At 60.2% G+C, this 18,643-nt stretch carries 19 protein-coding genes; 10 read left to right on the plus strand and 9 right to left on the minus strand.

All coding sequences use genetic code 11. The features are described from left to right. The first annotated feature begins 75 nt into the window (after nt 1–75). On the plus strand, nt 76–477 hold the full coding sequence (locus M0D68_RS02580) for a hypothetical protein (protein ID WP_266223694.1): 402 nt from the start codon (nt 76–78) through the stop codon (nt 475–477). A 94-nt stretch (nt 478–571) separates the two neighbouring features. On the opposite strand, the gene M0D68_RS02585 is transcribed toward M0D68_RS02580, so the two are convergent. Beyond that, a complete protein-coding gene (locus M0D68_RS02585; protein ID WP_054033757.1) occupies nt 572–943 on the minus strand; it encodes a hypothetical protein in 372 nt (123 codons plus the stop codon). Between the two features lie 471 nt (nt 944–1,414). Continuing rightward, a complete protein-coding gene (dctA, locus tag M0D68_RS02590; protein ID WP_093636799.1) occupies nt 1,415–2,770 on the minus strand; it encodes a C4-dicarboxylate transporter DctA in 1,356 nt (451 codons plus the stop codon). Here dctA and M0D68_RS02595 point away from each other — a divergent pair. After that, the gene (locus tag M0D68_RS02595; protein ID WP_266223695.1) at nt 2,769–2,930 is read left to right on the plus strand and encodes a hypothetical protein; all 162 of its coding nucleotides are present in this window, start codon (nt 2,769–2,771) and stop codon (nt 2,928–2,930) included. The genes dctA and M0D68_RS02595 overlap by 2 nt on opposite strands. A gap of 4 nt (nt 2,931–2,934) precedes the next feature. On the opposite strand, the gene M0D68_RS02600 is transcribed toward M0D68_RS02595, so the two are convergent. Next, nucleotides 2,935–4,101: a mandelate racemase/muconate lactonizing enzyme family protein gene (locus tag M0D68_RS02600; RefSeq protein WP_054033760.1), complete on the minus strand. Its 1,167-nt coding sequence runs from the start codon at nt 4,099–4,101 to the stop codon at nt 2,935–2,937. Nucleotides 4,102–4,231: 130 nt separating this feature from the next. Between M0D68_RS02600 and M0D68_RS02605 the strand changes: the two genes are divergently transcribed. Then, nucleotides 4,232–5,191 (plus strand): LysR family transcriptional regulator, encoded by a 960-nt coding sequence (locus tag M0D68_RS02605; RefSeq protein ID WP_093636796.1) that lies wholly within the window; start codon nt 4,232–4,234, stop codon nt 5,189–5,191. 1 nt (nt 5,192) lies between these two features. Here M0D68_RS02605 and M0D68_RS02610 read toward each other — a convergent pair whose 3' ends face one another. Further along, nucleotides 5,193–6,146 carry a LysR family transcriptional regulator gene (locus tag M0D68_RS02610; RefSeq protein ID WP_266223696.1) on the minus strand — a complete coding sequence of 318 codons (954 nt, stop codon included), beginning with the start codon at nt 6,144–6,146 and terminating at the stop codon, nt 5,193–5,195. A 69-nt stretch (nt 6,147–6,215) separates the two neighbouring features. Between M0D68_RS02610 and M0D68_RS02615 the strand changes: the two genes are divergently transcribed. Beyond that, the gene (locus M0D68_RS02615) at nt 6,216–6,998 is read left to right on the plus strand and encodes an SDR family NAD(P)-dependent oxidoreductase (protein ID WP_093636790.1); all 783 of its coding nucleotides are present in this window, start codon (nt 6,216–6,218) and stop codon (nt 6,996–6,998) included. A 115-nt stretch (nt 6,999–7,113) separates the two neighbouring features. On the opposite strand, the gene M0D68_RS02620 is transcribed toward M0D68_RS02615, so the two are convergent. From M0D68_RS02620 to M0D68_RS02630, 3 genes are all read right to left on the minus strand, one after another. Then, the gene (locus M0D68_RS02620) at nt 7,114–8,484 is read right to left on the minus strand and encodes an MFS transporter (protein ID WP_266223697.1); all 1,371 of its coding nucleotides are present in this window, start codon (nt 8,482–8,484) and stop codon (nt 7,114–7,116) included. Between the two features lie 4 nt (nt 8,485–8,488). Next, nucleotides 8,489–9,241 (minus strand): alpha/beta hydrolase, encoded by a 753-nt coding sequence (locus tag M0D68_RS02625; protein WP_266223955.1) that lies wholly within the window; start codon nt 9,239–9,241, stop codon nt 8,489–8,491. A 186-nt stretch (nt 9,242–9,427) separates the two neighbouring features. After that, nucleotides 9,428–10,555, minus strand: coding sequence for a C45 family peptidase (locus M0D68_RS02630; RefSeq protein WP_266223698.1), 1,128 nt, complete (start codon nt 10,553–10,555; stop codon nt 9,428–9,430). Nucleotides 10,556–10,794: 239 nt separating this feature from the next. On the opposite strand from M0D68_RS02630, the gene M0D68_RS02635 reads away from it, so the two are divergent. Beyond that, complete coding sequence (locus M0D68_RS02635; RefSeq protein WP_234487679.1) at nt 10,795–11,673, plus strand: LysR family transcriptional regulator; 879 nt, start codon at nt 10,795–10,797, stop codon at nt 11,671–11,673. A gap of 30 nt (nt 11,674–11,703) precedes the next feature. On the opposite strand, the gene M0D68_RS02640 is transcribed toward M0D68_RS02635, so the two are convergent. Next, nucleotides 11,704–12,378, minus strand: a complete 675-nt coding sequence (locus M0D68_RS02640) for a helix-turn-helix domain-containing protein (protein WP_200618967.1) — start codon at nt 12,376–12,378, stop codon at nt 11,704–11,706. Nucleotides 12,379–12,478: 100 nt separating this feature from the next. Between M0D68_RS02640 and M0D68_RS02645 the strand changes: the two genes are divergently transcribed. The 4 genes from M0D68_RS02645 to M0D68_RS02660 are packed head-to-tail and all read left to right on the plus strand — an operon-like array spanning nt 12,479 to nt 16,928. Next, the gene (locus M0D68_RS02645; RefSeq protein ID WP_093636779.1) at nt 12,479–13,765 is read left to right on the plus strand and encodes an MFS transporter; all 1,287 of its coding nucleotides are present in this window, start codon (nt 12,479–12,481) and stop codon (nt 13,763–13,765) included. A gap of 15 nt (nt 13,766–13,780) precedes the next feature. Continuing rightward, the gene (locus M0D68_RS02650; protein WP_266223699.1) at nt 13,781–15,307 is read left to right on the plus strand and encodes an amidase; all 1,527 of its coding nucleotides are present in this window, start codon (nt 13,781–13,783) and stop codon (nt 15,305–15,307) included. Between the two features lie 4 nt (nt 15,308–15,311). Next, on the plus strand, nt 15,312–15,668 hold the full coding sequence (locus M0D68_RS02655; RefSeq protein ID WP_266223700.1) for a RidA family protein: 357 nt from the start codon (nt 15,312–15,314) through the stop codon (nt 15,666–15,668). A gap of 27 nt (nt 15,669–15,695) precedes the next feature. Further along, nucleotides 15,696–16,928: an FAD-binding oxidoreductase gene (locus M0D68_RS02660; RefSeq protein WP_266223956.1), complete on the plus strand. Its 1,233-nt coding sequence runs from the start codon at nt 15,696–15,698 to the stop codon at nt 16,926–16,928. On the opposite strand, the gene M0D68_RS02665 is transcribed toward M0D68_RS02660, so the two are convergent. Then, the gene (locus tag M0D68_RS02665; protein WP_266223701.1) at nt 16,909–17,361 is read right to left on the minus strand and encodes a cupin domain-containing protein; all 453 of its coding nucleotides are present in this window, start codon (nt 17,359–17,361) and stop codon (nt 16,909–16,911) included. The two genes, M0D68_RS02660 and M0D68_RS02665, sit on opposite strands and share 20 nt — an antisense overlap. Nucleotides 17,362–17,633: 272 nt before the next feature. Between M0D68_RS02665 and M0D68_RS02670 the strand changes: the two genes are divergently transcribed. Further along, nucleotides 17,634–18,632, plus strand: a complete 999-nt coding sequence (locus M0D68_RS02670; RefSeq protein ID WP_244869857.1) for an MBL fold metallo-hydrolase — start codon at nt 17,634–17,636, stop codon at nt 18,630–18,632. Nucleotides 18,633–18,643 lie beyond the last annotated feature (11 nt).

The raw sequence follows: 18,643 nt of genomic DNA on the forward strand, positions 1-18,643 counted from the left end.
ATCAACGCTTCCGGACCCGTTGGGCAAGATGCCATTACAATCCAGCACTTCGAACCGACAACGGTGATTTGCGCCATGAGATATCCCCTTGCATTGACACTCGCCGCGGTCATTGCAACCGCCAGCACGATCGCGACCGCCCAAACCTCCGGGGGCGGCGATACACCCAAACTGCAGTGCGCCATCGGGTATGTCACCGGCGTCGGCGGATCGGCGCAGAGTTTTCGTGAATATCTTGCGACCCCCGACCGGGACAAGTACCGCTACGTTGCTGATAACCCGATTCAATGCAAAATCTCAGACGAAGGTCGCGCGTCAGCCTGTACCGGCGTGACAAACCTTCGGAATGAAAAAGTCAGTGTGTACGACGACGTCGACAATGCGACGATGGCCGTGGTCGCGCGCGTGGAACTCGAGCACGGGACTTACCCGGTGATCATCGTCGTGCGACGGCAGGATGTGAAGTGCGAGGAGTGAGCGCTGTCTGGCGCGTCATTGACAATCGCCGGTTGGGTTCGAGCAGCAACCCAGCCGGCGAAGAGACGATTACGACTCGAAGACGCCGTTGTGATCAACGGCGTTTCATTTTAATCACGCGCGAAATCTGACCCAGCGTAAATCCGGTGTTCTGCACATATTTGGCGTAGTCGAGCGGCGCAGTGAACGATTCATCGGTGACGTACTCGCCCATGTAACGGAATCGGTCGGTTGCTGTTCGGACAAAAACAGGAAGCGGCTCTGTCTGTCGCGCGAGCGTGCGGCCGGCCGCACGTGCAGCAGCGCTGCTATCGCAGACGATCACATCCGGGGCATACGGGTTGAGGTCCTGACGCAATCGCGCAGCGACGACCTTGCCGCCCTTCGTAGGCAAGAATGCCTGCTTGCATCCGCCCGTCACCCTGTGAATGTCTTCCCGGGAATACTCTTTTCCAATTTCAAACATGATTTTTCTCCGAAGAATGACGCCTGGCTATGAAGCAGCGGCGTCAAGCGGAGCGATGATATCGAGCTGTGTCTAAAGCCGTTGTATAAAGAGCGAGCTTCTTGATAAAGAAGGTATGTGGGTCGAGCACAATAGCGAAACGTGCGCTTGGATATGCTGAATTTACGGCACACACCCCTCGGTTTTATAAATTCGTTATACCGTTGATGACAGAATTTCGAGGTCGCAGAGCGAAGGGCTAAATGATTCGGCCGGAATCCCCCTCTCTGTCTCCGCAGTCATACCGTTCGCGTTTTTTCGTAGACGGTTGCCGCAAGCGCTTGTAGGAACACGCCGAGGTGTTTGGGGGCGAAAATCGCACGACGTGCATGGATCGGCCATACGCCAAGGATCTGTTTCTACGAGTGCTTGCGACAGCGTTGCGCTACTCGCGACGAAGGAATCTGCCCAGTATCAAGTTGCCCCGACGATTCAATGCATGTGGGACCGAACAACGGCGTCTTTCGGAGGTGTCCGATCCACCGGCACCTCGTCGGCGGACTCCAACGCATCGATGCTCGAGTCAGTGCGGTTGAGCATCGCGCGGGCCTTGTTCATATCGAGCGCCCCTTCCCATCGAGCGACCACAATCGTCGCCACCCCGTTGCCGATCAGGTTCGTGACGGCACGAGCTTCGTTGAGGAAGCGATCGACGCCTAGCAGCAGCACCAGTCCAGACACAGGGATTTTGTGCATCGAGGCCAGCGTGGCAGCCAGCGCGACGAATCCGGCTCCGGCCACACCCGCAGACCCTTTGGATGTCAGCAGCAATACACCAAGGAGCAGCAACTGATCCCCGATCGTCAAGTGGATATTCATCGCTTGCGCAACGAACATCGAGGCCATGGTCAGGTAGATGGCCGTGCCGTCGGCGTTAAAGGTATAGCCCGTGGGCAGCACCATCCCGACCACGGGGCGTGAACACCCCAACTTTTCCATTTTGATGAGCATCTGCGGGAGCACCGCTTCAGTCGACGCTGTACCGAGGGTAATGAAGATCTCGTCCTTGATGTAGCGAAGATACTTCCACAGCGACAGTCCGCTCATCCGCATGACAGCACCAAGTACAACGACCACGAAGAAGATCGAGGTCAGGTAGAGGCACAGCATCAGTTGGCCGAACGATGCCAGCGTGCCAATTCCGTACTTCGCAATGGTAAATGCCATGCCGCCAAAGGCGCCGATGGGCGCGACATACATCACGATTCGCACGACACCGAACATGCCCTGAAGGAACATGTCGAGCATATCGACGAACGGCGCGGTGCGGGGACCAAGCCTGGCGAGGGAGATGGCGAGCAGGAGTGAAAAGAAGATGATGGGCAGGATATCCCCATTTGCGAACGCTCCGACAATGCTGTTCGGAACGATGCTCATGAAGAAATCGAGCATGCCGTGCTGCTGCGCCGCATGGGTGTAGCTGGAAATGGCCGAACTGTCGATATGCGCGGGATCAATGTTCATACCACTGCCCGGCTTGATGACGTTCACGATTACAAGGCCAACAGCGAGCGCAATCGTCGATGCAATTTCGAAGTAGACGACCGCCTTGACGCCAACGCGACCGGCCGCATGAAGGTCGTTCATGCGGGCAATGCCGACCACAACGGACGCGAAAATGATCGGCGCAAGCAGCATCCGGATCAGCTTGATGAACAGATCGCCGAGAGGTTTGAGCTGAGAACCGATGTCAGGGTAGAAATGGCCGACGAGGACACCGGCAACAATGCCAATCAGAACCTGTACGTAGAGCTTGGAAAGAGATTTTCCGATCTTTGAAACCCGCATGACTGTCTCCTATGCGTGGCATCTTTTAATGAAAGTCAGAACCGGTCGCCGCAGCGGGATCTACCGCTGCGGCGAGCACGAACTGATTTCGCGTGCGTTCGATTTGTCTATTCTTATGAACGCTGCGCCGGCGCTTTTGTCGGCGCGTTTTGCCGTTTGAGGGCTTATGCGGACAGCTTTTGCATTTCGGCGAAAAGATCCGCTTTTCCTTCGAAGCCGATGCCGGGCAGATCCGGCATGGTGATGAAGCCGTTCTCCACCTTCACGCCGTCGGGAAAGCCGCCATAAGGCTGGAACAGGTCCGGATACGATTCATTGCCACCTAGACCGAGTCCGGCCGCAATGTTCAACGACATCTGGTGTCCGCCGTGCGGAATACAGCGGCTCGGCGACCAGCCGTGCTGACGTAGCATGTCGAGCGTGCGCAGATACTCCACCAGGCCATAGCTCAGCGCGCAGTCGAACTGCAACCAGTCGCGATCCGGACGCATCCCGCCGTAACGGATCAGGTTGCGTGCGTCCTGCATCGAGAACAGGTCTTCGCCAGTCGCCATCGGCTTGTCGTAGTAGTTGCGCAGCGTGGCCTGCAATTCGTAGTCGAGCGGGTCGCCCGGTTCTTCGTACCAGAACAGATCGTATTGCGACAGTGCCTTCGCGTACTGGATCGCGGTGTCGAGGTCGAAGCGGCCATTGGCATCCACAGCGAGTTTCTGACCGTCACCGAGTACGCTCAGGATCGAGTCGATGCGGCGCAGATCTTCATCGAGCGACGCGCCGCCGATCTTCTTCTTCACAACCGTATAGCCTCGGTCGATGTAGCTGCGCATTTCGTCTTTCAGCTTCTCGTGATCCTGGCCCGGGTAGTAGTAACCACCGGCCGCGTACACGAAGATCTTGCGATCGGGTTGGCCATTACCGTAACGGTCGGCCAGTAACTGGAACAGCGGCTTGCCTTCGATCTTCGCCACCGCATCCCAGATCGCCATGTCGATCGTGCCGATGGCAACCGAGCGCTCGCCGTGACCGCCCGGCTTTTCGTTCGTGAACATGGTCGCCCAGATCTTGTGCGGATCGAGGTTGTCGCCGGCATCGTTGACGAGCGTGGCGGGATCGGCTTCGAGAATGCGCGGAATGAAGCGCTCACGCATCAGCTTGCCTTGGCCGTAGCGGCCGTTGGAATTGAAGCCATAACCCACAACCGGCTTTCCGTCCCGGATGACATCCGTCACCACGGCGACGAGACTCAGCGTCATCTTGCTGAAGTCAATGTAGGCATTCCGGATCGGGGAACTGATCGGAACGGTTTTTTCGCGGATTTCAACGATTCTCATGACGGTGTCTCCTGAGTTTTGGGCACGTTTTGCATGTGTCTTGCTGCAATGGAAACTAGCTTATCCGCGAAAGGAGGGATTAGAATTCACTTCGATTCATTTCATTTTTTACTTTAGGTGAACAACTGAAGTGACAACTGACTCAGCCTCCGACTTCGAGTTTTTCATCCTCCTCGCCAGACTCAAGAGCTTGTCGGGCGCGGCGCGGGCGCTCGATCTCACCCCGCCGGCCGCGACCAAGCGCCTCGGGCTGATGGAACAAAGACTGGGGGCGCGCTTAGTCAACCGGACAACGCGGAGTGTCAGCCTGACGCCCGAGGGCGAGACCTATCTGCGCTACGCGACACAGATCGTCGGGCAGGTCCGGCAGATGGAGGACGAGATATCGGGGGCTCGATCCGATCCCCACGGACTGTTACGCGTCAATGCGACGCTCGGCTTCGGGCGCACGACCATCGCGCCGCTTGTGTCCGAATTCGCGAAGCGCTTTCCCAACGTGGAGATCCAGTTCGAAGTGACCGACCGGCCTATCGATCTGGTGGAGGAAGCGTTCGATATGGCGATCCGTTTTGGCGAACTCCCCGACAGCCGGCTTAGCGCCCGGCGCATCATGAGCAATCGTCGTTTTCTTTGCGCCTCCCCGAAATACCTGGAGCGTTTCGGGACACCGGAGCGCGTAGAAGATCTCGTTCGGCACCGTTGCATCATTCATCGGCAGAACGATGATGCCTATGGCGTGTGGCGGTATATGCAGGGGGACCATACCGAGGCGTTGAAAGTCAAAGGCGCGCTATCGAGTAATGATGGCGATATTGTGCTGAGGTGGGCGCTCGACGGGCATGGGATATTGATTCGTTCCGAATGGGATCTCGCCAAGTACGTCCAAAGTGGGCGGCTCAAACTGGTCTTGCCGGAAACGGTGCTGCCCTCAGCGGACCTCTTCGTCTACTATCCGAGCCAGCGAAACCAGACGGCCCGCGCCCGCGCATTCATCGACTTTCTGATCGATCGGTTTCAAGCACCGTTTATACCTGTCGAAACTGGCGCTTCGATCTACGATCAGAAAAAGAAAGCGGGCCGCAAGCCATAAGTCACGCAGACGCGAACAATGCAGCGGCCCAATCGGCAAACACCCTCACCTTGGTGCTATATCGTCGGCTAGGCGGATACGCGATATAGATCTCAAGCGGGTCCGGTCGCCATCGCGTGAGAATGGGTACAAGTTTCTTCTGCTTGATGAACGGGCGAGCCATGAAGTCCAATGTGTGCACGATCCCCAAACCAGCCAGTGCAGTTGCAATGTGTGAATTGCTCTCGCTGACAAGAACGTCATTGCGTACACGGCCAAGCGTGATCGTCTCCTCGTCCTTGCAAAATACAAGGGGCTGCGTCACACCCGTACTGGCAGAAAAATATCCCGCAACAGGCAGCTTGTTGTCCACGATTTCCTGAGGGTGTTTCGGCGTGCCGTACTTCGCGAGATACGCGGGACTCGCACATGTGGTCCACGCAAGCTTCCCGATCGGATGCGTCACCAGATCCGGATCGTCGGCCGTACTGCGAATTGCGCAGTCTATGTTTTCGGCGACGAGATCCGCGGTACGGTCAGTGACGCTTAGTTGGACCTGTATGTCCGGATAACGCTCGAGAAAGGTCGGCAACGCGGGAATGAGAATGCCGCTTGCTGTCGATCCGCCAGCGTCGACTCTGAGCACACCACGCGGGCTCGCCTCCTCCCGACCCAGCGTCGCCTCGATGTCATCGAGCTCGCTGAGAAGTTGCCGCATGCGCTCATAGTAAGCCGCGCCATAGGTCGTCACACTGACGCGCCGCGTATTGCGCTCCAGCAGCTTTACGCCAAGGTGCGCTTCCAGTGACTGGACCCATTTGCTTGCCGTGGCGTTGGGCATATTCAGAGAAAGGGCCGCCCGCCCAAAGCCTCCTGTCTCGACAACGCGAACAAAAATACGGATGGCCTGCAGATGATCCATGGATCTACCTCGTCGATTATCCATCCATGTGGATAGATAAACCACAATATACATATTTATCTGCGTGGGTGTTTAAACTAAGCTGGGCTCACTGATCCACGTAACTGAACCAGGAACCGTGAAATGACAACATCTCTCTACGACAACATCCATTCGACCAAGCATGCGGGAAAGGTGGCGCTCGTAACCGGCGGCAGCACCGGAATCGGCCTCGCTACCGCCAAACGCCTCGCTCGCGAAGGTGCAACGGTGTTTATCACTGGTCGACGCCAAGCGGAATTAGACGCTGCGGTATCTGAAATCGGGCACGGAGCACGCGCGATTCGTGGCGACATTTCGTCGGCCGAAGACCTTAAGAAAGTCGTCGACACGGTGTCCGCGGAACATCAACGGATAGACATTCTCTTTGCCAATGCGGGCGGCGGCGAGTTCTCCCCGCTTGGACAGATCACCGAAGCGCAATTCGACAAGTACTTCGACATCAACGTGAAAGGCACCTTGCAAACCGTGCAGAGCGCATTGCCGTTCATGCGGGCCGGTAGCGCCATCGTGATCACAGGATCGATCACATCGATACAAGGGGTACCGGCGTTCGGTGTCTACGCCGCCACCAAGGCTGCCTTGCGCTCCTTCGCACGCACCTGGGCATCGGATCTCAAAGGCCGCGACATCCGCGTCAATGTGGTCGCGCCAGGTGTCGTCGTCACGCCTGCGTACAAGACCGAACTCAAGCTGAGCGACGAACAGATCGAAGCCTATTGCAAGGAGGTTGCCGAAACGACACCGCTTGGCCGTGTCGGCAGCACCGATGAAATCGCCAAGGCGGTTTCCTTTCTCGCCTCCGACGATGCCAGCTATATCACCGGGATAGAACTGTTCGTTGATGGCGGACGCGTGCAAGTCTGATTTGTTCAGCGCCGTATTGATGGCGGCTGGACATTAGAAACCATCTGGCTGTCTGAGGGTGTCTTCGTCGATCCGGACGGTGAGAAACGCCGCAGGCGCGGCCAGTCCGCGCGAGCTAAGCCGCCGGATCGCCCGAATTCGCCCGTTGCATACTTGCCTCGCGTGCCGCACGCCGTTGCCGGCGCTCCAGCCGATCCTCCTGCAACACCCGCCGCCCGGTGCGCGAAGCGAGCACCAGCGTGATCGCTAGCAACCCCGTACCGAGCAGGTAGCTCGGCGGAATGAAGTGCCCGTCCGTGAAACGCGCCACCAGCGAGATATAGAACGGCGCCAACCCGCCAAACAGCATGACCGAGGTGTTATACGAAATAGCCACGCCGGTGGAGCGCCCCTGCACGGTGAAAATCTTGACCAGCATCCCTGGATGCGCGGCGCCTTGCAGCGTCAGGAATAGGATGCCGACAACCCGTACGATCATCAGACGGTTCTCGGTGGGGTCGGCCAGTAAGTACGCGAACAACGGAAAGACGCAGATCAGCCAGCCCACGATAAAGAAAAAGAACAGCCGATACGCGCCGACACGGTCCGCCACCATGCCGAATACCGGCGACAGAACGCACATCACGATACTCGTGACGAATATCCCTTGCAGCGACGAACTGAGCGACAGATGCAACTGAATCTGCGCGTAGGTCGGCAGATAGGCATTCCACACATAATTCAGCGACGTGCCGGCGATCATCACGCCCATCGCGCACACGACGGCATCGCCGTTCTCACGCACGAAATCGCGTAGCCGCTCGCCCATAGGCGCCCGTGCCGCGGGGCGCGCCTGCAAGCGGTTGAATTCATCCGATTCGGCGACATGATGGCGGATGTAGAAGCCGATTGGCCCGACCAGCGCGCCGATCATGAACGGCACGCGCCATCCCCAACTATCCAGTTCCGCATGCGACAGGTGACGCGACAGCAGGTAACTGCATCCCGAAGACAACATCGCTGCGATCCCGATCGACAGCATATTGAAGCTGCCGTAAAACATCTTCCGGTTGGACGGCGCGACCTCGTAAATCGTCACCGACGACAGCGCGAATTGCGCGCCCACCGCGAAGCCCTGCACCAGCCGGCCGATCACCACCAGCAGAGGCGCGACGAGCCCAAGGGTCGCGAAGCCCGGCGTCAGCCCCAGGATCAGCGAGCCCACCGACATCAGCACCATGATCCACGACAGTACCCTCACCCGCCCGACCCGGTCCGCGGCCATGCCCATCGCCACGCCGCCGATCGGACGGACCAGGAAACCGACCGCGAAGGTCGCGAACGTTAGCAGCAGTGCACTGCTGCGATCGACGTTAGGAAAAAACACCCGTGCGATTGTGCTCGAAAAATAGGAGTACACCATGAAGTCGAACCACTCGAAGGTGCCTCCTATCACCGTCGATACGATGGTTTTCCAGACCTTCCCTGAGTCGCTTTGGGCGTTCATGTGTTTATCCTCCGGCCCGCAGGGCGCGCAACGTCTGCGCAAAGAACTCCTGAACCACCTCGACGACCTGCATGCCGTTGTGGGCGATATTCGCCATCTCATCGAAACGCACGCGAATGCCGGCGGCCTCGAACGACGCCTTCAGCGTACGCAGCCGTTCCGGGCGCGTCGCGCCGGCATCGTTGATACCTGGCATATACATCGGGCTATCTTCGGATACCGTGATTTCCCAGGTTTCCAGATCTGCACGGCCCACCACCATCTGCACCGGCACACGTTGCAAGGTGGCCAGATCGAACGGCTTGCCGAAATGGCGCTCGAAACCGCCCGTGCCTAGCCACCAGTCTTTCGTGTCATCGAGCACGGTGACGTTGCCCGGTGCGCCGATCGACGCGGCCCAGAGCCGCTCCGGATGCGCGTACGCAAAGCGGTTCACATACTGCCCACCGCCCGAATAGCCGAACAGTGCGAACTTGTCGAAGTGCTTGCCATAACGCTCGCCCACTTCGGTCACCATGTCGAGCAGCACTTTGTCGTAACGGATGTCGCCTTCGATCAGGCGCTTGAAGCCGCTGCGCTCGCCATCGCCGCGCACGCCCACCGGAAACAACGGGCACAGCACGATGCATCGGTTCCAACGGCCGAAAGGCGCGAACGCATCGCGATACTGCGTGAACTGACGCCCCGTGCCATGCATCACGACGACCAGTTCCACATCGTTGCCGGGTGTCAGGACTTCGGGCGGCACGTACAGCACATACGGAAAGCGCGAATCGTGGCGACTTGCGTACACGGTGGTCGAACCCAGGTCGTACAGCGCCTGCGCTTTCTCGTGACCCGGAGCGGATCGCGTCTCTGCTTCGAACATCTGTCATTCCTCTCTGACGATTTCAGCGGTGTCGTGTATGCCTCGCGCTGCGAGGCACGCGTGTTTGTTCACAGCTCAAGCCGCTTCGGCGAGCGGCTCGTGGTGCAGGCTGTAACGGGTAAAGATGCGATTGAGCGCGGGCATCGGTGCGACATCCATTTCCCCAGCGGCCGGCACCATGACGATCATCGCGACCGTCGCGGTCATCGTGTGACGTGTACCCGGACGCGGCGGACGGCACACCGAAAACGGCGTGGCGAACGCGTCGAACAGCGCGGCCTTGACCGCATCGCGATCCACCTTCGGTGCGGCCGTCAGCAACTGACGTACGCGCCAGTCGCGGTAATAGCTGTCCGGTGAGCTCTCGCAACCGGTATCCAGCAACTTGGTGCGGGCGACCGGGCTGATCCAATGATTCGCATGCACGATCATCTGGTCGTCGTCGGGATAGATCGGGAAAGCTTCGTTCGGCGCGCATTCGAAATCGATGCCGAAGCCCTCGGCCATCCCGAGCATGATGTTGTTCGAACACGATTTCGGCGTGGTGGCGATCACCCGCAACGCGTTCGCAAACACCGGCTCTTCCAGCACGCGCCGGCGCAGCAACGACAGCGGCACGCCCAGTTGCGTGAAGTCGCGCTCGGACTCGAGATAGTTCGCGGTGATCGACACGCCCGCGGCATTGAGCCCGCTGCGTGCGAGGCCGCCCGCTTCAACGAAGGTCAGGAAATCGGGGCCGTTATCGTTGCGTACGCGCAAGACGATGCCGGTATCGACGCAATCGGCCTTCCAGTCCCAGTTCTGTGCATGGATCAACTGCCCGGTCGACGTGCGCGACGGCAGCACGAGCACGCCGGTACAACCGTCTTCGTCGTCGGCTTGCAGCGCCATTTCGGCTCGCGCCTTGGCCAGCACCTCGGTACGGGCATTGATCATCACGATGTCTTCGAACAGCACTTCCGCACCGGTGGCGATGCCGCGCATCTCGTCCAGGTACTCCGGTTGAAATTCGCCGATGACCTGTTCGAGCGAGCGGATCAGCGCCGTCTGCGACGCTTCGCTGTAGCCGAGATTGCGCAGCGTCTGGCCGTAGCGGGATGCGCTCAGGCGCACCCGCGCCGCCGCCGCACGGCCATATTGCAAACCGCGCTCATACGGTTTGCCGGACACGCTGACGAATGGAAACTGCTGGATTTGCGACATGTGTGGGACTCCTCACCCTGGCTGCCACCGACGACATGAAGCGGAACTAAGCCCGCGCTGACGCCATCGGCCTGATTTGTGACAGATCGATTTTCATTGGCCACAAACAAAATAAAAAGCGTTATTTTCTTTACCAAAAGGAAAGAAAAATTTTCGTTTCGTGCGATCATGCAACGCGCGGAGACGGGAAAAAATCGTGCAATCCGAGCACATCCCGAGGGCCCTGAAGGAGATCCCGCATGAGTGAAATTCGAATGCTGCGGACGTTTCTCGCCATCGAGAAACACGGCACCATGGCGGCGGCTGCCGATCGCATGGCGCTCACGCACGCCGCGGTCGGCGCGCAGATGCGTACGCTGGAGCGCGTGTGTCAGCGGCAGTTGTTCGACCGCAGCGGGCGCAGCATCCAGTTGAACGATGCCGGCCGTTCGATCATCGAGCAGGCGCGCATGGTGGTGGCCGCGTACGACTCGCTGTTGCGCGGCGTGGCCGACAAACTCAACATCGAAGGTTCGATCACGATCGGCTCGACCGCGTCGTCAATGGGGTTTCTGGCGGCCAACGTGATCCACCTGAGGGTTTCCTACCCTGGCCTGAAGGTACGTCTCACGCACGGCGACAGCGCCGAATTGGGGCGCCAGGTGCGCGCCGGGGAAATCGATGCGGCGGTGATCGTCAGCGAACCCCGGGTGACCACGCTACCCGAGTTGTGGGAGCGCCTTTACGACGAACCATTGGTATTGCTGGTCAATCCGGCGATCGCCGCCGACGATGCGTCGGTGACCTCACTGCTTAAGCGTCATCCGTTCATCGGCTTCGAAGCCGCATCGCTGACAGGCACCCATGTGGCGAGCCTGCTTCGGCGGCTGCGCGCCGAGGTCAACCCTATTCTGGAAATGAATTCGATCGCCGCGATCGCGGATCTGGTGCGGCAGAACGTGGGCGTGTCGATCGTGCCGCGTTTGCGGCACGCCGCCTGGGACGAAGATCCGCTGCTATCGGTGAGGCCGATTCCGGGCACGGCGTGGCGCCGGCATATCGGATGGTATGAATTCGGGCGGCAGCCACTGGCCACCGCGATCGTCAAGAATCAATTGCTCGCGGCGCTGGCCGAATAGCGGCTCAGCGCCCGAGTTGCGACACGCCGCTCAGATGGCGTCATTCGGCCGATGCTCATCCGTATCTACGCAGCACACCAACACCTCCGCATCTTCCTTGCCGAGGCTCAGGTAAACATGCCCAATCGAGCTGTCGAAATACAGGCTATCGCCCGGCATCAACTTGAACGACTTGCCCTTTTCAAAGCGCAATTCCAGTTGGCCTGCCAGCACAAAGACGAACTCCTCGCCTGAATGCCGGATGTACTCCGGGAAGTCCGAGACGGCGCGGGCGCGAATGTGTGCGCGCATCGGTACCATCCGCTTGCCGGTCAGATTGTTGGCGAGCATGCCGTACTCGTAATTCGGCGTATCGTAGATCTCCTGTTTGCCGTTCGCCGTAAAGGACGGTTTCATCACGCGCGCCGGCTGATTGAGTTTGCGGCTGCGCCTGAAAATCGCGTCGAACTCCAGTTCAAGCGAATGTGCCAGCGCCGCAAACTTGTCGTAAGTCAGGGCGATATCGCCGCGCTCGGCCTTTGAGATCGTCGACACGGCGATGCCGGAGCGCTCGGACAATTCCGTCAGCGTCAGCCCGCGCGCCTTGCGCGCCTGCCGCAAATGGCCGCCTACGAGTTTGTGGTCGAGCGCAGGCGGCGCCTCATGCACCTCGTGCCTCTCATGCGGCGCCTCGGCCTGGTTGTCCCTCACTGCTGCTTTGGCCATTTCACTCACTTCCACAGAAAATTTTCTCACATACGAGAATTTATTTTTTCTCGTATATGATAACTCACGTCGATTCCACCCTTTCTGTGGGAACCCTATCGTGTCTACCCTTGCTCTGAGTAAGTCCGGTCTGACGAAAACCCACGTTATCACCGCCACCACGATCGGCACAGCGCTCGAATTCTACGACTTCACGATCTACAGTTTTTTCGCGATCCAGATCGGGCAACTGTTCTTTCCGGGCGCTTCGCCGGTCAATCAGTTCCTGCTGTCGATCGGCGTGTTCGGCGTAGGTTTCGTGGTGCGGCCGCTGGGCGGCATCGTGATCGGCGCCTACGCGGACCGCGCGGGCCGCAAGAAGGCGATGGTCCTCACCATCATGCTGATGGCGCTCAGTTGCGCGATGATCGCTTGTGCGCCGACCTACGCCGTGGCAGGGCTCGCCGCGCCGTTGATCGTGCTGAGCGCGCGCCTGATCCAGGGCTTCGCCGCAGGCGGCGAGTTCGGCCCGGGCACCACCCTGCTGGTCGAATATGCGACCGACAACACGCGCGCCTTCTTCGCCAGCTGGAACTTCGCGGCCACTGCGGCCGGTCTAGTGCTCGGGGCGCTAGTAGCCACGCTGATCAACGCCACGCTGCCCAAACAGGCGATCCTCGACTGGGGCTGGCGGATTCCTTTCCTGCTCGGCATCGTCGCCGCGCCGGCCGGCATGCTGATCCGCAAGCGGCTCGAAGAAACGCTCGCCGAGCGCAAGCCAGGCGAAGCGCCGCCGCGCGGCGCGCTAAAAGCGGCGCTGACCACGCATCTGAACCTCACCATACTCGGCACGTTTGCTGAACTGGGCGGCTCCGTGTCTGTCTACATCACGGCGTTTTTCCTGCCGAGCCACGCGGTGCGTACATTGCATCTCTCCTCCACCGCGGCTGTCACGTCGGGCATTGTCAGCTCGCTTGTATTGTTCGCGGCGGCGCCGCTGGCCGGCATGCTCGCGGACCGCTTCAGCCGCAAGCGCGTACTGGTTATTTCGCGCGTCGTGATGCTGCTGCTCGTCTATCCAGCCTTTGCCTTCCTCAGCGCGCATCCGTCGATGACCGCGCTGTGCATCGTATCGGCCGTACTCGCCGTGTTTGTCGCGGGGCAGATCGTGCCGGTGCTCGTGATGATCCCGGAACTCTTTCCAAAGCATGTCCGCGCAACGGGTATTGCGCTGACCTACGTAGTGAGCGCATCGTTCTTTGGCGGCTTCTCGCCGTTCATCGCAAGCTGGCTGGTCGCGCAAACCGGCAACCCGCTCGCGCCGGCCTGGTATGTGGCCGCCGCGTGCGCCATCTCGCTGGTGCCGGTAATCTGGCTGAAGGACCGTACGGGCGAAGCGCTCGCCTGATGAATCGAGGATGCAATGAGTCACGATAATGAACTGGTTGGACGCAGCGCCGTTGAGCTGCGCCGCATGATCGGCGCGAAAGAGATTTCGCCGGTCGAACTGCTCGACGCCTGCATTGCGCGTATCGAGGCAATCAATCCCGCAGTCAATGCCGTGACCGCGACGGACTTCCCGGCCGCGCGAGAAGCCGCGAAGCGCGCCGAAAAGCAGGTGCTCGACGGCGAAGCGCTCGGTTTGCTGCATGGCTTGCCGCTCGGCGTCAAAGACCTCGAAAATACAGCCGGTCTGCTGACGACTTATGGCTCGCCCATGTCGCGCGGCAACGTTCCCACGCAAGACGTGGTGCTGGTGGAGCGCCTGCGCGCCGCCGGCGCGATCGTCACCGCGAAGACCAACGTGCCGGAGCTCGGCGCGGGCGCCAATACGCGCAATCCGGTATGGGGCGCAACGGGCAATCCTTTCAACACCACACTGAACGCGGGAGGCTCGTCAGGCGGTTCGGCCGCCGCGCTCGCGTGCGACATGCTGCCGGTCTGCACCGGTTCCGATACCGGCGGATCCTTGCGGATTCCGGCGTCGAAATGCGGCGTGGTGGGTTTTCGTCCGACGCCCGGCCTCGTGCCGAATTCGCGCAAGCTGGTCGGCTGGTCGCCGATCTCGGTGGTCGGGCCGATGGGCCGTACCGTCGCCGAGGCCTGCCTGCAGCTCGCGGCAACCGCGGGCATCTCTGCCGGCGATCCGCTCAGCTTTCACGTCGATCCGCTGGCCTTCGCGCGGCCTGACGATATCGACCTCGGCTCGCTGCGAGTCGGCTGGACTGAAGACTTCGGCAGTTGCGACGTCGACGACGAAATCCGCAAAGTGTTCCGCGAGCGCATCGCGCTGATCGCGCCGTCATTCCGCTCCTGCGAGCAGGTGAGCTTCGATCTCGGCGACGTACACCGTTGCTTCGACGTGATCCGCGCGGAGAGCTTCGTCGCCGGCTTGCACGATGCCTATACGCGCGATCCGAACCTGCTCGGACCCAACACGCGGGCGAACTACGAAATGGGCGCGAGCATGAGCCTCGGCGACAGCGCCTGGGCACAAGCCGAGCAGACCCGTATTTTCAAACGCTTCCAGAGTGCGTTCGAACAGTACGACGTGATCCTCTCGCCCACCACGCCGATTTCACCGTTCCCCTGGCAACAACTGTACGCAGCGCAGATCGATGGACGCGAACAGGACAACTACTATCGCTGGCTCGCGCTGACGTACGTCGTCACGCTCACGACGCATCCCGCCGTGTCGCTGCCCTGCGGGGTCGATCATGCGGGCATGCCGTTCGGCTTGCAGATCGTCGGCCCGTTTCACGGTGATCGTAAAACGCTCGCCGTCGCGCACGCCTTGGAACAGGTCTTCGATCAGTCGCCGGTCTTGCGCCGGCCGCGTCCCGATCTGTCAAAGCTCACGCAGGCTGATCCGTCGCTGAAGTCGATCGTGACGGCGCCGCCTCTTTTCAATGAGTCCGGCCCGAATGGCGCCGGCATTTCAACGGTCTAAACATATGTCGAACTCAATCAAACGTCTGCAAACGAATGCGCGTATGAGCCAGGTGGTGATCGCCAACGGCGTGGTGTATCTGGCCGGCCAGGTGCCTGATACGGCCAACGTCTCCGTGACCGAACAGGCCAACGAAGTCCTCGCGCGTATTGACACGCTACTCGAAGCGGCCGGCGTTGACCGTACACGCCTGCTGTCGGCGAATATCTGGCTGAGCGATCCGAAGCACTTCGCCGAATTCAACGCGGTGTGGGACGCGTGGGTACCTGCCGGCCACGCGCCGACTCGAGCCTGCGTCCAGGCGCTGCTGATGAAACCGGGTTGCGATGTCGAAGTCGCGGTGACGGCACTGTCGGCGTAATCGTCAGTCTGTGAGCTCACGAGCATGATGAAATTCGATACCGTCGTTCTTGGCGCGGGCATCGTCGGCGTATGCGTCGCCGTCCATCTTCAGAAGCGCGGCCAGCGGGTTGCGCTGGTCGATCGCAAGCCGCCCGGCAACGAGACGTCGTTTGGCAACGCGGGGCTGATCCAGCGCGAGGGCGTGTATCCGTATGCGTTTCCGCGCGAACTCGGCACGTTGATGCGATACGCGCGCAACCGGTCGCCGGAGGTTCGATTTCACGCCAACGCGATGCTCAAGGCCGCACCGTTCCTATGGCAATACTGGCGCAATTCTCATCCGGTGAGGCATGCGGCGATCGCGAGGTCGTATTCGACGCTGATCGAGCATTGTGTGAGCGAGCATCGTGCGTTAGCCGCCGATGCCGGCGCGAGCGCATTATTGCGCCCGATCGGCTGGATGAAGGTATTCCGCACTGAAGCAGTTCGCGACAGTGAGACACGGCTTGTCGAGCAGTGGCATCGCGAATACGGCGTCGAATTCGAATCGCTCGACGCGGCGAGTTTGCAACAGATGGAGCCCGATCTCGATCGCAGCCTGATCGGCGCGTTGCGCTACACGGCATCCGATTCCGTCAGTGACCCGAACGCACTCGTCACCGCTTACGCAGAATACTTCGAGCAGCTAGGCGGGCGTTATTTCATCGGCGATGCGAATACGTTGCGCGATCATTGGGCGGTAGATACATCGGCGGGCACCATCGTGGCATCGTCGGCGGTGGTCGCGTTGGGCCCGTGGTCGGATCAACTCAGTTCACGGCTGGGCTATCGCCTGCCGCTCGGCACCAAGCGCGGGTATCACATGCACTATGGCGCGCAGCCAGGCGCGCGTCTGAATCACCCGGTCCTCGATGTCGAACGCGGTTACCTGCTGGCGCCGATGGCCAAAGGTATCCGATTGACGACCGGCGCCGAAATCGCGCTGCACGATGCACCGAAGACACCCAACCAGCTTGACGCCGTCGAGCCCTCGGCCCGCACGCTGTTCCCGCTTGCTGGGCGTCTGGACGCCGAACCGTGGATGGGCCGCCGCCCATGTACGCCGGACATGATGCCGATCATCGGACCGGCGGCAAAGCACAAGGGTTTGTGGTTTGCATTTGGTCATGCGCATCACGGGCTGACGCTGGGTCCGGTGACAGGACGGCTGATCGCGGAGATGATGACCGGCGAGGCGACCCTTGTGGATACCCGCCCGTTCAGGGCAGACCGGTTTTAGCCGCCGGCACCAGCCCGTACCTCGACATGACATCGATAAGCTTTGAGCGGTCGGGCGGTCCGCCTGCGCTTACGATTGCTCCGACATCACGAAAATACTGAGCGCCTATATCGGGCGTAAGGACGATCAGCGCGCGGGCCGCGTCATTGTGCGGGTTGCTGAAGTGATGAACCGACCCACGCGGAGTAAACATCCATTCTCCTGGCACCAGGTCTCGGACTACTCCGTCGACCGAGTATCGAAGCATGCCCTCCAGCACGTAGACGCACTCTTCGTTGCGCGTGTGGCTATGTGGCGGTGGGACTTGTGAACCCGGTCCCACAGTCAGTTCGAAAACACCCATCCCGCCCGTAGCAGTTCCGTCAATCAGGTACTGAATCTTCAATTGACCAATGTTGATTGGTTCGATCGGAGTCGCGCCGTTAAGTGTCATTTTCGAACTCCTTTGTATTGAGGATTCTTGTCAGTCCACTAGCGTTGCAGGTAAAGGGCGTGCAGCTTGCAGCGCGTCCGCCGACGAACGGAACGCAATTCATCTAGGATTATGCGCCTCTCAAGGACATATTTTGTCCCGGAGCAGCGACAGACCGTAACCGGCGGGACAGGGTCTGGATCCCGGGCATACTGGCCGATGTGTTGCCCGCAGGGGATTAACCCAGCAAAATCGAGCAGACCTCAACCAAAAATATCAGGAGAAACAGAACCATGAGTGATCAGCCGTTCGGACGTTCCCGTCGTGATTTCATGCGTATTGCCGTGACAGCCGGCACGACTGCGGCGCTGCCGTGGATGCAGGACGCCCACGCGCAGTCACCGGCCAACTCCTCAACCACGGCACCCGCTGCGGGACATTCGACAAAAGGCACACAACTGATTCTGCTCGGCACCAAGGGAGGCCCTACGCCTTCTGACCTGCGCGCGGCGCCAGCGAACGTCCTGGTGGTCGACGGTCAGCCTTACGTGGTCGATTGCGGCAACGGCGTCGCGCTGCAGTTGACCAAAGCCGGCATCAAGCTGCCGGGCATCCGTGACATCTTTCTGACCCATCATCATTCGGATCACAACGCCGACCTCGGCAACCTCGTGTTCCTCGCCTGGGCCACCGGCCTGCGTACGCCCGTCAATCTGTACGGGCCGCCACGCATGACAAAGATGATCGACGACTTTGTCGATATGAACGCGATCGACCTCGACGTGCGCATGCGCGAAGAAGGCCGCCCGCCGTTCCGCCCACTGATCAACATCCATGAATTCGACGGCCCGCGCCTTGTGATGGAAGACGACCGCGTACGCGTCACCTCGACACTGGTCGATCACTACACGATCAAGCCGGCGTTCGCTTACCGCTTCGAAACGCGGGACCGCACCGTCGTTTTCTCCGGCGACACGACCTATTACCCGGCGCTTGCCGAGTTCGCCAAAGGCGCCGACGTCCTGGTGCATGAAGTGATGTACTTGCCTGCGCTCGAAAAGCTGATGAAGACCGTCGACAACGCGCCGACGCTGCTCGATCACCTCATGAAGAGTCACACCAGCACGGAGCAGGTCGGCAAGATCGCCGCGGCGGCGGGCGTCAAGACGCTGGTGCTGAGCCATTTCGTGCCGGGCGGCGACCCCGCGATTACCGACGAGATGTGGGCCGCCGATGCGCGCAAACATTTCGACGGACAGATCATCGTCGGCAAAGACCTGCAGGTTATTTGAGTGTCAGGAAA

The sequence above is a fragment of the Paraburkholderia sp. SEWSISQ10-3 4 genome, from assembly GCF_030464785.1.
Classification (GTDB): domain Bacteria; phylum Pseudomonadota; class Gammaproteobacteria; order Burkholderiales; family Burkholderiaceae; genus Paraburkholderia; species Paraburkholderia aspalathi.

What these genes read in the sequence shown, in the direction of transcription:
- dctA (WP_093636799.1), bottom strand. Translation starts at nt 2,770, where the DNA reads ATGCGGGTTTCAAAGATCGGAAAATCTCTTTCCAAGCTCTACGTACAG.
- M0D68_RS02650 (WP_266223699.1), top strand. Translation starts at nt 13,781, where the DNA reads ATGAGTCACGATAATGAACTGGTTGGACGCAGCGCCGTTGAGCTGCGC.
- M0D68_RS02610 (WP_266223696.1), bottom strand. Translation starts at nt 6,146, where the DNA reads ATGTATATTGTGGTTTATCTATCCACATGGATGGATAATCGACGAGGT.
- M0D68_RS02580 (WP_266223694.1), top strand. Translation starts at nt 76, where the DNA reads ATGAGATATCCCCTTGCATTGACACTCGCCGCGGTCATTGCAACCGCC.
- M0D68_RS02660 (WP_266223956.1), top strand. Translation starts at nt 15,696, where the DNA reads ATGAAATTCGATACCGTCGTTCTTGGCGCGGGCATCGTCGGCGTATGC.
- M0D68_RS02665 (WP_266223701.1), bottom strand. Translation starts at nt 17,361, where the DNA reads ATGACACTTAACGGCGCGACTCCGATCGAACCAATCAACATTGGTCAA.
- M0D68_RS02655 (WP_266223700.1), top strand. Translation starts at nt 15,312, where the DNA reads ATGTCGAACTCAATCAAACGTCTGCAAACGAATGCGCGTATGAGCCAG.
- M0D68_RS02620 (WP_266223697.1), bottom strand. Translation starts at nt 8,484, where the DNA reads ATGAACGCCCAAAGCGACTCAGGGAAGGTCTGGAAAACCATCGTATCG.
- M0D68_RS02640 (WP_200618967.1), bottom strand. Translation starts at nt 12,378, where the DNA reads ATGGCCAAAGCAGCAGTGAGGGACAACCAGGCCGAGGCGCCGCATGAG.
- M0D68_RS02595 (WP_266223695.1), top strand. Translation starts at nt 2,769, where the DNA reads ATGACTGTCTCCTATGCGTGGCATCTTTTAATGAAAGTCAGAACCGGT.
- M0D68_RS02585 (WP_054033757.1), bottom strand. Translation starts at nt 943, where the DNA reads ATGTTTGAAATTGGAAAAGAGTATTCCCGGGAAGACATTCACAGGGTG.
- M0D68_RS02600 (WP_054033760.1), bottom strand. Translation starts at nt 4,101, where the DNA reads ATGAGAATCGTTGAAATCCGCGAAAAAACCGTTCCGATCAGTTCCCCG.
- M0D68_RS02670 (WP_244869857.1), top strand. Translation starts at nt 17,634, where the DNA reads ATGAGTGATCAGCCGTTCGGACGTTCCCGTCGTGATTTCATGCGTATT.
- M0D68_RS02630 (WP_266223698.1), bottom strand. Translation starts at nt 10,555, where the DNA reads ATGTCGCAAATCCAGCAGTTTCCATTCGTCAGCGTGTCCGGCAAACCG.
- M0D68_RS02615 (WP_093636790.1), top strand. Translation starts at nt 6,216, where the DNA reads ATGACAACATCTCTCTACGACAACATCCATTCGACCAAGCATGCGGGA.
- M0D68_RS02635 (WP_234487679.1), top strand. Translation starts at nt 10,795, where the DNA reads ATGAGTGAAATTCGAATGCTGCGGACGTTTCTCGCCATCGAGAAACAC.